The organism is Mucilaginibacter sp. (assembly GCF_028288185.1).
Lineage (GTDB): Bacteria > Bacteroidota > Bacteroidia > Sphingobacteriales > Sphingobacteriaceae > Mucilaginibacter.
In genome coordinates this window covers 21,568-33,428 of record NZ_JAQBOF010000033.1, presented here as the reverse complement: position 1 = coordinate 33,428, position 11,861 = coordinate 21,568, and the positions used below count along the sequence as shown (strand labels likewise).

At 40.9% G+C, this 11,861-nt stretch carries 7 protein-coding genes; 3 read left to right on the top strand and 4 right to left on the bottom strand.

The genetic code is table 11. The features are described 5' to 3' along the window. Positions 1 to 122: 122 nt before the first annotated feature. The 3 genes from hisG to JWQ34_RS14810 all read right to left on the bottom strand — a co-directional run bounded on the left by hisG (position 123) and on the right by JWQ34_RS14810 (position 3,205). Positions 123 to 977, bottom strand: a complete 855-nt coding sequence (hisG, locus tag JWQ34_RS14820) for an ATP phosphoribosyltransferase (RefSeq protein WP_299358385.1) — start codon at positions 975 to 977, stop codon at positions 123 to 125. A 220-nt stretch (positions 978 to 1,197) separates the two neighbouring features. Next, positions 1,198 to 2,706, bottom strand: coding sequence for a hypothetical protein (locus JWQ34_RS14815; protein WP_299358383.1), 1,509 nt, complete (start codon positions 2,704 to 2,706; stop codon positions 1,198 to 1,200). Positions 2,707 to 2,713: 7 nt separating this feature from the next. Continuing rightward, positions 2,714 to 3,205 carry an HAD family hydrolase gene (locus tag JWQ34_RS14810; protein WP_299358381.1) on the bottom strand — a complete coding sequence of 164 codons (492 nt, stop codon included), beginning with the start codon at positions 3,203 to 3,205 and terminating at the stop codon, positions 2,714 to 2,716. 438 nt (positions 3,206 to 3,643) lie between these two features. Between JWQ34_RS14810 and gltB the strand changes: the two genes are divergently transcribed. After that, positions 3,644 to 8,167: a glutamate synthase large subunit gene (gene gltB, locus JWQ34_RS14805; protein ID WP_299358379.1), complete on the top strand. Its 4,524-nt coding sequence runs from the start codon at positions 3,644 to 3,646 to the stop codon at positions 8,165 to 8,167. 5 nt (positions 8,168 to 8,172) lie between these two features. Next, a complete protein-coding gene (locus JWQ34_RS14800; RefSeq protein WP_299358377.1) occupies positions 8,173 to 9,657 on the top strand; it encodes a glutamate synthase subunit beta in 1,485 nt (494 codons plus the stop codon). 211 nt (positions 9,658 to 9,868) lie between these two features. Here JWQ34_RS14800 and JWQ34_RS14795 read toward each other — a convergent pair whose 3' ends face one another. Then, positions 9,869 to 10,804, bottom strand: a complete 936-nt coding sequence (locus tag JWQ34_RS14795; RefSeq protein ID WP_299358375.1) for a cation diffusion facilitator family transporter — start codon at positions 10,802 to 10,804, stop codon at positions 9,869 to 9,871. Between the two features lie 174 nt (positions 10,805 to 10,978). Here JWQ34_RS14795 and JWQ34_RS14790 point away from each other — a divergent pair, with 174 nt between their 5' ends. Next, positions 10,979 to 11,860: a DUF2975 domain-containing protein gene (locus tag JWQ34_RS14790; protein ID WP_299358372.1), complete on the top strand. Its 882-nt coding sequence runs from the start codon at positions 10,979 to 10,981 to the stop codon at positions 11,858 to 11,860. The last annotated feature ends 1 nt before the right edge of the window (position 11,861 follow it).

Genomic DNA, 11,861 nt, shown 5'->3' with positions numbered 1-11,861 from the left:
GCACCAGTTTGGCGATATCGCTTTTATTTAAATCTGAATAATTATATATCTTCATTCCAGTTGGCAGTTTTCAGTTTGCAGTTGGCAAGCTGCTTTACTGCAAACAGCCAGCAGCAAACTGCCTACTCTAATATTATCTTCTCAATAGGCATTACCACAATGCCTTGTGCGCCGGCTTGTTTTAGCTGGCTTATGCGGTCCCAAAAATCGCGCTCGGGTATTACAGTGTGTACTGCAACCCAGCCTTCTTCGGCTAATGGCAATACCGATGGGCTTTTTACACCCGGTAATAATGCTAATACGTTCGGCAGGTTTTCTTTCAGTACATTTAATACAACGTATTTAGTTTCCTTGGCACGTAGTACTGATTGTATGCGTTGCATCAACTCTTGTACCAAATCATTGTTCTCGCTGCCTTTTGAGCCAATTAGTATAGCCTCTGACGACATTACGTCAGCAAAGGGTTTTAAACCATTGCTTTTTAAGGTGCCACCAGTTGATACCAGATCGCAAATTGCATCGCTTAAACCCAAGCCAGGAGAGATCTCTACCGAACCGGAAATAGTGCGTATATCAGCCTGTATATTTTGTTTTTTAAGAAACTTACCCAGTATAACAGGGTAGGTGGTAGCTATTGATCTGCCGCCCAAGTCGCTTAAATTTTCAATATCGCTGTTGTTGGTGATCGCAATTTTAAGCGAGCATTTTCCAAACCCCAGGTGTTGTAAATAACTTACAGAAACTTCGGTTTCTTCAATTACGTTTTCGCCAACTATGCCCAGGTCGGCAATGCCATCTTGAACGTATTCGGGGATATCGTCATCGCGCAGAAAAAGAATTTCAAGCGGAAAATTAGAAACAGGAGAGATAAGCGAGCTTTTGTAATTTTCGAAATTTAAGCCGCAATTTTTTAATAATTCAACGGATTTTTCGTTGAGCCGACCCGATTTTTGGATCGCTATTTTAAGTGTTTTCACTGGTTGTAATTAAGGTACTATTATAAAAAGTATAAACGGGGGTTGTTATTTCGCGTAGAAACATACATTAGCTAATCACCACATGGTGGTGATGGTTCAGATGCAGATGATGTAGTTTAAAACGTCCCATTTTTTATATAGTAAAACTATAGATAAGCGCCGCAAATATAGGCAGTTGTTTTTAAAAACAAAATAAATAGTAAAAAGGTAGACTATTTATTTACTTATTCTCACCTGTATATTCATATATCGCCCCATCCTTTAAATCATAAAGTTCATTTAGTTTATGCACCTTTTTAATGTCGTTGATATTAATTAGCTCTGAATTATCAAGCGTTTTAAACCATACATAATAGTAGTGCTTTACCGCGAAAAACTTTTCTACATCTTTTTTAAAGTAACGGTGGGGTACGATCCTGGATGTCATACCGGTAAACAAATAAACCGCTTCATCAGCATCTGTATAAATAGGTACGCCGGGTTTAAATATGTTTTTATGAGTGCGTAAAAATGCTACAAATGGCGATGTGTTCCAACTGTCGTCAGAATATCCGGGTACACCATAGTCCATTTCATCATTATAACGCTGCAGGTCTACTTGTAGGGTAGCATAATCAAGCGCCAGCATCAGTATTATAGTAATGCCGGCTAATACGTATTTCGATTTATTTTTTATCATTAACAACACATCGGGTATCCAACTGGTGCAGGCTAGTAATAATGGAATAAACATTGGCGATAACAACCGGCTATTGATCCGCTCGAACCGCGAAAATGTAGCCAATAATATAATGAACAACCCATACACCACCGCGAACGCGATCACCACGTTCTCGTAACTGTTAATTCGACCTTTTAAAGCTTTCCAGCCCAAAATGGCTATTAGTGAGATGAATATAATTGCGGCTACGGCCATTGCATATTTGTCGGCGCTTTCGTCAAAACTGGCCCAATCGCAAAACACGGTACCCGCATAGTATAAATTTTTGCTGAATGGTGTTATAGATGGTAAGCGGGTACCTGTACTTAAACCGGTGTTGAAGCTATTAAGGATAAGATTACCCACCAGCAGCGAAACTGAACCGAAACTTAATATTAAAATGTGTGTTATTTTTTTTCGGATAGTAAGGTGATCGTCTAATAGCATCAGTAATCCGGCGGTACCAATTAAAGTAATACCGGCGTAGCGGGTAATACAGGCTATGGCCGCTATTATTACCACAATTAATAAGGATAAATTAGAATGAAGCCGCAGGTAATGGTGATAAGCCATGATGAATAACATCACCTCCAATATAAATAAGGTTTCTGACCATAAAAAGCTGTAGATCTCCAGTAGGGCAGGGCTTAATATAATAGCTATGAGGATTAACCATTTATAAATCCTGGCGTGCGTAATAAACCTTTCCATCATCCATCCGGTGATGAATATTGCCGATGCAAACAGGCAAGAATTAATAACCGACCCGGCTGTAATTGGGTCAACCCTCGTGATGAACTGTATCACCCCCAAAAAGAACGGGTAAAACACCGGGAAGAAAACCAACGGCGTACCATTAAACGTCATCAGCGAAAAATGCGCCTGGATATTAGTAGCCGTACTGGCATACATGATAGAATCAGGAGAGATACCAACACCACTATAACTGGTAAACGCATATACAATAAAGTAACCAATGATGGTTGCTATTAATGTGTCTATATGTTTAAGGTAGCGCGATGCCTGCATGATTTTATTAATCTATCAAATCCAACACCGTACTAATAGGCTGGTCACTATCAATTAATATACCTTTTACACCAGCAGCGGTACCTGCTTCTACATCGCGTGCCCTGTCTCCAATAAAATAGGATTTGGATGGGTCGAGGTTATATTTCTGTATACCTTGTATCAGCAGCCCTGGTTTGGGTTTGCGGCAATCGCAATCGCCGGTATAATCGGGGTGGTGTGGGCAATAAAAGAAGTCGGTTAGCTCAACGCCGTGTTCATGGTAAGTTTCTTTTAACTTTTTATGCATTTTGGCCAACTCTTCTTCGGTATACCAGCCTTTGGCTAACCCGCCCTGGTTGGTAGCAACTAAAAGTAAGTAACCTTTATCTTGTAAGGTTTTTAAGGCATCAAAGTTATCAAGGATATGAAAATCTTCTACCCGACGTACATAATCGCCCATTTCACGGTTCAAAACGCCATCGCGATCTAAAAAAACAGCTTTATTTTTTGCAGACATTAATTATAAAATTTCGGCTAAATTAGTAAATCTTTAGCCTCACCCCAACCCCCTCTCCAAGGAAGAGGAGGTTTTAATAAAATAAATTAAACGCTTTGCATCGAAGTCCTCTCCCTTGGAGAGAACTTCGATGAGGCTAAAAATTAAATAAGGTAAAATTTACCCAAAACCTAATTACATTTCGCCAATAAATTATAAATAAAACGCAATTTTGTGTGCTAAACTAATAAACATATTTACTGTGGTTGCGTATAATGCAGATCATATTATTTATTATAATTTAATCAAAATTGCATGAATTTTATTAAACTCGAAATTAATATACATATTTTATGTAACTTTTTAATATAATTCCAAAAATTAATATTTATATCGCAAAAATGTTTTGATTTCTGTATTTTCGTGGTTACGAACACTTATAAACCCGTTTGCACAGTGATGGATCAGAACGACAGCATAGAACAGGGTCTTTACAGGCCGGAATTTGAACACGACTCTTGCGGAACAGGATTTATAACCAATATTAATGGTCATAAATCTAACCAGATAATTGATGACGCGCTTACCATGTTAGAGAATATGGAACACCGCGGAGCTTGCGGATGCGATCCCGATTCTGGTGATGGCGCGGGTATATTGATACAGCTACCCCATGAATTTTTTATGGAAGAATGCTCATACCTGGAGATCAGCCTGCCTGAACCTGGCGAATATGGTGTGGGCATGATCTTTTTCCCAAAAGATTCTCCGCTTAAAAAAGCCTGCCGTATGGTAATTGATAATGCCATTGAGAAATTAGGCTTGCATAAACTAGGTTATCGTAAATTAACTGTTAACTCATCTGTAATTGGCGAAACCGCGCGCAGTGCCGAGCCGGATATTGAGCAATTATTTATCTCAAGGCCACACCATATTACTACTGATGAAGATTTTGAGCGTAAACTATATGTATTAAGAAGATATATTAATAAAACCGTTACCGAAACCATTCCGGGTGCAAGGGGCGATTTTTATTTCCCGTCTTTATCATGTCGTACCATTATTTATAAAGGGCAATTAACCACTTACCAATTGCGCCAATATTATGCAGATCTAACCGATCCGCGTATGGCATCAGGTTTGGCGGTTATTCACTCTCGTTTCTCAACCAATACGTTCCCGTCATGGAAACTGGCTCAGCCGTTTCGTATGATCGCGCATAATGGCGAGATCAATACTTTAACCGGTAACTTAAACTGGTTCTATTCGGGCTTAAAATCATACGCGTCATCTTATTTTACTAATGAGGAGATGGAGATGTTATTACCGGTGGTTGATAATAACCAATCGGACTCTGCTTGCTTAGATAATATTATAGAGATACTGCAACATACCGGCCGCTCATTACCACATGTAATGATGATGCTGATACCTGAAGCATGGGACGGTAACGAGCAGATGGACCCAATTAAAAAAGCGTTCTACGAGTTCCATGCTACTTTAATGGAGCCTTGGGATGGACCCGCAGCTATTAGCTTTACCGATGGTAAACTGGTAGGAGCGGTGCTTGACCGTAACGGACTGCGCCCATTACGCTATACCATTACTAACGATGGCCGTGTTATTGCCGCGTCTGAAACCGGCGTACTAAAAATTGACGAAAAAACTGTTTTACGCAAAGGCCGTTTACAACCCGGTAAGATGTTTTTGATAGATACCGAGCAAGGTGTTATCATTACCGATGAAGAAATTAAACAACAAATTGCCTCTCGCCAGCCTTATGGCCGTTGGTTAGAAAATTATAAAATAAAACTGGAAGACCTGAGCGAGCCGCGTTTAGCTTTTGCTAACCTAAGTGCCGATTCTGTTTTCCGTTATCAACAGGTATTTGGTTATAGCCGCGAGGATATTGATACCATTATTAAGCCAATGGCGCTTGATGGTAAAGAGCCTATCGGCTCAATGGGTACTGATGTGCCTTTGGCTATTTTATCTGACAAACCGCAGCATTTATCAAGTTACTTTAAGCAGTTTTTTGCGCAGGTAACTAACCCGCCTATCGACCCGATACGCGAGCGTTTGGTAATGAGCCTGGCTACCTTTATAGGTAATAATGGTAATTTACTGGACGAGGATAAAATGCATTGCCATTGCGTAACGCTTAAACACCCGATATTAAAAAATCACCAGTTAGAGAAACTGCGCAGTATTGATACCGGCATGTTTCACGCTAAAACGTTACAAACCTATTTTAATGCTGATGGCCTACCGGGTTCATTACAAAAAGGTATTGAAAGGGTTTGCCGCTACGCGGAGGATGCAGTTGCTGACGGATTTGAAGTATTGATACTATCAGATCGCGCGGTCGACTCTGAGCATGCACCTATACCATCATTATTGGCGGTATCAGCCGTGCATCACCACCTGATCAAAAAAGGATTACGCGGTGCTGTAGGTATCGTAGTGGAAACTGGCGATGTTTGGGAAGTACACCATTTTGCTTGTTTATTAGCATTTGGTGCAACTGCTATTAACCCATACCTGGCACAAGCCACTATCGAAAACTTAAAAGAAAGTGATGCTTTAGATACTAGCCTTGATGTAAAATATCTATTAAAGAACTATGTGAAATCCATCAATGATGGCTTGATGAAGATATTCTCGAAAATGGGAATATCTACCCTGCAATCATATCATGGCTCGCAGGTATTCGAGATATTAGGCTTAAACAAAGACGTAGTTAACAAATATTTTTGCGGCGCGGTTACACGTATCGGCGGTTTAGGTTTGGATGAGATCGCTCGCGAGTCACTTTGCAAACACCGTATAGGCTTTGGTGCTAAAAACGAGAGCCGTTTATTGCCCGAAGGCGGTATTTACCAATGGAAACGCCGTGGCGAAGAACACTTATTTAACCCAACTACTGTACACTTATTACAACACGCTACCCGCAGTAATAATTACGAGGTTTATAAAAACTACGCTAAGGCTATTAATGAGCAAAGCGAGAAACACTATACCATACGTGGCTTGCTTGATTTCGCACATCACCGCGAAGCGATCTCTATTGATGAGGTTGAACCTGCTGAAAACATTATGAAGCGTTTTGCTACCGGTGCCATGTCATTCGGTTCTATATCGCACGAGGCGCATAGTACCATGGCTATTGCCATGAACCGCATAGGCGGCAAAAGCAATACCGGCGAAGGCGGCGAGGACGAAATGCGTTATGAACTATTGCCTAACGGCGATTCGATGCGTTCAGCAATTAAACAAGTAGCATCGGGCAGGTTTGGGGTTACTTCAAACTATTTGACCAATGCCGATGAGTTACAAATAAAAATGGCGCAAGGGGCAAAACCCGGCGAAGGTGGACAACTACCGGGCCACAAGGTTGACGACTGGATTGCAAAAACCCGTCACTCAACTCCGGGCGTTGGTTTAATATCGCCGCCGCCGCACCATGATATTTATTCTATTGAGGATTTGGCTCAATTAATATTCGACCTTAAAAATGCTAACCGTGCCGCGCGTATCAACGTTAAGCTGGTATCAAAAGCGGGTGTAGGTACTATTGCAGCAGGTGTTGCCAAAGCGCATGCGGATGTTATCCTTATAGCCGGGTATGACGGTGGTACAGGCGCATCGCCAATAAGCTCGGTAAAACACGCGGGCTTACCATGGGAACTAGGTTTAGCCGAAGCACATCAAACCCTGGTGCGCAACAAACTGCGCAGCCGTGTGGTATTACAAACCGATGGCCAGTTAAAAACAGGCCGCGATTTAGCTATTGCAGCCTTAATGGGTGCAGAGGAGTGGGGTGTTGCAACCGCGGCATTAGTTGCCGGTGGCTGTATCATGATGCGCAAGTGTCATCTAAATACCTGCCCGGTTGGTGTTGCTACACAAGATCCTGAATTGAGAAAACTATTCTCGGGTAAGCCGGAGCATGTTGTAAACTTATTCAAGTTTATGACCGAGGAGTTGCGCGAGATCATGGCCGAACTAGGTTTCCGTACTATTAACGAAATGGTTGGCCGCGTTCAGTTCCTGAAAGTTAAAGACGGACTTAAAAATTGGAAAGCTAAGAAAGTTGACCTTTCAAGCATATTGCATCCGGTAAATAATCCAAAAGATGTTACGCTTTATAATAGTGAATCGCAAGATCACGGTATGGCCGATATCATCGACTGGAAATTATGGGAAGATGCCAAACCTGCATTGGCTGATAAAACTCCAGTTTTTGGTACGTATGATGTTAAAAATACAGACCGTACCATAGGTGCTTTACTATCAAACGAAATATCAAAATTATACGGCTCTGCCGGATTACCTGATAATACCATCAACTATAAATTTAAAGGTTCTGCCGGGCAAAGCTTCGGCGCGTTTGCAACCAAAGGTGTATCTTTTGAGTTAGAAGGCGAAGCTAATGATTATGTAGGTAAAGGTTTATCGGGCGCACAATTGGCGGTTTATTCATCGCCTGATGCAACTTATTCGGCCCAGGATAATATCATCATCGGTAACGTTGCTTTATATGGCGCTACTGCCGGCGAGGCCTTTATAGGCGGTATGGCCGGCGAACGTTTTGCCGTACGTAACTCGGGCGCTACTACAGTTGTCGAAGGTATTGGCGACCATGGTTGCGAGTATATGACCGGTGGGTATGCTTTAATATTAGGTAAAACGGGCCGCAATTTTGCTGCAGGTATGAGCGGTGGTATTGCATGGGTTTATAATCCTGATAGTAGCTTTGCTGAAAACTGTAATATGGAAATGGTTGACCTGGATCCGTTATCTGTTAAAGATGAAGAGCAGATACTGACCTTGTTACGTAAACATGTTAGCTTAACCGGTAGTAAACTAGCGCAAAGCATCATCAAAAACTGGAACAAAGCCTCTACAGATTTTGTAAAGGTTTATCCTAAAGAATACAAAAAAGTAATTGAGAGATTAGAATATCAAACTATCAGCAAATAATTTAGATGGGAAAAATAACAGGATTTCAGGAATATGACAGGAAGATGCCTGATAAATTGTCGCCTGCAGAACGTGTAAAAAATTATAACGAATTTGAAAGTTTATATTCAGACGAAGAATTAAACAAGCAATCTGCACGTTGCATGGATTGCGGTATACCTTTCTGTCATTCGGGTTGCCCGCTGGGCAATATTATCCCTGAATTTAATGACGCGGTATATCACCAGAAATGGGAAGAGGCTTACCAGATATTAGCATCAACTAATAATTTCCCTGAGTTTACGGGCCGCATTTGCCCGGCTCCGTGCGAGTCGGCGTGTGTGTTAGGTATCCACCGTCCGCCGGTAGCTATCGAAGAAATAGAGAAACATATTATTGAAATAGCTTACCAGAAAAACCTGGTTAAACCTGTTGCACCATTAGTTAAAACCGGTAAAAAAATTGCTGTTGTTGGCTCTGGCCCCGCGGGATTAGCTGCCGCCGCGCAATTAAGCAAGGCAGGCCATGAAGTTACTTTGTATGAGCGCGATGATAAAATTGGCGGATTATTACGTTACGGTATCCCTGATTTCAAAATGGAAAAATGGATCATAGATCGCCGTATGGAAGTGATGGAGAAAGACGGTGTTATATTTAAAACCAATACCGAAATAGGTAAAGATATTGCTGCTGATGAATTGGTGCGTACTAATGACGCAGTAGTTTTAACCGGCGGATCAACTATCCCGCGCGATCTGCCTATTCCCGGTCGTGAGCTAAAAGGTATCCATTTTGCGATGGACTTTTTAAAACAACAAAACAAACGTGTAGGTAACTCTAAATTTACTGACGAAGATATTTTAGCAACAGGTAAAGATGTAGTAGTAATTGGAGGTGGCGACACCGGGTCTGATTGCGTAGGTACATCAAATCGCCAGGGTGCAAGCTCTATTAAACAGTTTGAGGTGATGTTTCAACCACCGGAGAAACGTACAGCGCACATGCCATGGCCAACTTATCCGATGGTACTAAAGATCACCAGCTCGCACGAGGAAGGTGTTGACCGCTATTGGGGTGTAAATACCAAAGAGTTTTTAGGTGATGCCGATGGTAATCTACGCGCTTTGCGTGTAACTGATGTTAGCTGGGAAGTTGATGTGATGGGCCGCCCGATGAAGTTTAACGAGGTTGAAGGCTCTGAGCGTGAAATACCTTGCCAACGTGTATTCCTGGCGATGGGATTTTTAAACCCTCAATATGTAGGTATGCTGAAAAGCCTGGGTGTTGAATTGGATGCACGTAAAAACGTAAATGCCAAAGAAGGTGTTTACCGTACCAACGTAAGCAAAGTATTTGCCGCCGGCGATATGCGCCGCGGACAATCATTGGTTGTTTGGGCAATATCAGAGGGCCGCGAATGCGCCCGCAAGGTTGATGAGTTTTTAATGGGCCACTCTGTATTAGAGAGTAAGGATTCTGTTAATCAGTTCGATCAGGTATTTGATTCATAACTCCCTGAAGAGAGAATAAATATTTCAATCCTCTTTCGCTTTATGCGGGAGAGGATTTTTTTGTTTACTAAGGTATCGTTGCGAACGAGGGACCAGTGTGGCAATCGCTACGCAATGACGTGTAGCGAGCTTTTCTAAAAGTTCCTTGTTTAACTACCATTTTCAATGAGGTTATTTGTAAGCAAAATAAAGTTACTCAGCATGACATTTTTTATATATATGCCTGCACATCAGGGTCAACCTTATCCGCATAAACATCGGGCTGAATAATTACAAACTTTATCAGGGCAAATTCGATTTTGATTTCTTCGCGGATACGGTCTATCGAGTCGTTAATTTCATTGGTATTGAGGTTGGGTTTAAAGGCTACTATCATCATTACCAAAATTTCTTCGGGCGATTGATAGGTTGACATCAGGTGCATCAAACTCAATACTCCTTTATCGCTTTCTGTTATTTCTTTAATACGTTTCTTAGTTCCCTTTTTAATCCCCTCGCCCATTAACAGGCTGCGGCTCTCGTGAGCCAGGATCAATGATACAGCTATAAGTATCAGCCCAATTAATAAAGAGGCTATACCATCAATATAAGGCTTGTTTAAGTGATGGCTCAAATAAAGGCATGTCGCCACTATAAATAAACCTACAACGGCGGCACTATCCTCAAACAGAACCAGGAAGGTTGACGGATCTTTACTCCTGATGATGGCATCCCACCAGGTTTGGCCCTCGCGCAGTTTATTAAACTCTTTGGCGGCTATTATTAATGATGCGCCCTCAAATACAACTGATATAGCCAGCACCACATAGCTCCAGGTAACATCGCCTAATTTTTGTGGGTGCAAAATATGGGTTATGCCCTGGTAAACCGATATACCGCCGCCTAACCCGAATATTAGTATAGATACCACAAACGACCAAAAATACAGCTCCTTGCCATAACCTAACGGATGGTATTTATCTGGCTGTTTTTTGCTTAGGCTTAATCCCAATAATAATAACAGTTGGTTTATGGTATCAACAACAGAATGTACACCTTCGGCTATCATAGCGGCACTGTTGCTTATGGCGCCTGCAATAAATTTGGTTATTGCTATTAACAGGTTTGCTAAAAGTGCCGCGTATATAGATTTGTTTGCTACTGCCATGTATTAGCATAATAAAAAAACGGTCATTATGTTTTCTTACGTCATATATCTACCTAAAGCTAATTTTATAAATTTATCGTAAATCAATAAATAATTTGTTTATATCAATAATTAATTATTTATTTGCAATGTATTAGATAAACCTAAACCTTATCACAATTAATCATTATGAAGATGAATATTAAATCTAAACTGGCAGGGATTATTATCAACGTTTCAAGCTTTGTAATAATAACCGGCTATGGATACACCTTATATCCAAGTGGTATACATAACTGGATGTATTCGTACAAAGAGACCGACTCCCTAAATCTGCCCGTCAGCCAATACGAGGCTTTAAATGACAGCATTTTGACTATGCGTAATTTAAAAAACGGTTACGGCTTTGATCATGACAATGGGCAGTTTGCTTACCTCGGAACACAAACAAGTATAGCTTGCGATACCTGCAGCTACACCTGGTTTAAAAACAATACCCAAACTTATAATCAAAATTATATAAAGTTAAACGCGTGGGGAATTAAAAAAGAGCTCCCGTACAAATTCTACGTAAAAAACAAACAGGGCTATGTGCGTAAAGCCGTTCCTGTTAAAAACAGCGATAGTAAATTTAATATTGTAGATGTGCCGGTAAAATTCAGATACAATACTATGGATGATGCAATTCTTATTCCGGTTAGCGCGGATGGTGCTTCTTTATTCGACACAGGATGGCTTATTTTATGGGGATTAAACATGATAGGTCTTTTGTTTTTACTGTATCTGTTTATAAGGTTTTCGTATGATACCTCTAAGGGCCGTTTATTTACCCGTAAGAATGTGACACGCCTGAAGCTGATAGCCGTTAGTGTAACCGTTTATCCTTTATCCATAATATTGCTTAATTTATTGGTAAGGTTTGTGTTTCGCCAATATTTTTCGCCAGAGGTTGTATTAAAAGATATGGTATGGTACAATGCCTATATCGTATTACTGATTGGGATAGTGTTATCATTACTATACGGCGCATATAACCGTGCACAGTTATTACAGGAAGAACAGGACTTAACCGTATAGC

Coding starts and splice junctions, on each gene's coding strand:
- JWQ34_RS14795 (WP_299358375.1), bottom strand. CDS start 10,804: ATGGCAGTAGCAAACAAATCTATATACGCGGCACTTTTAGCAAACCTG.
- JWQ34_RS14790 (WP_299358372.1), top strand. CDS start 10,979: ATGAATATTAAATCTAAACTGGCAGGGATTATTATCAACGTTTCAAGC.
- JWQ34_RS14815 (WP_299358383.1), bottom strand. CDS start 2,706: ATGCAGGCATCGCGCTACCTTAAACATATAGACACATTAATAGCAACC.
- JWQ34_RS14800 (WP_299358377.1), top strand. CDS start 8,173: ATGGGAAAAATAACAGGATTTCAGGAATATGACAGGAAGATGCCTGAT.
- JWQ34_RS14810 (WP_299358381.1), bottom strand. CDS start 3,205: ATGTCTGCAAAAAATAAAGCTGTTTTTTTAGATCGCGATGGCGTTTTG.
- gltB (WP_299358379.1), top strand. CDS start 3,644: ATGGATCAGAACGACAGCATAGAACAGGGTCTTTACAGGCCGGAATTT.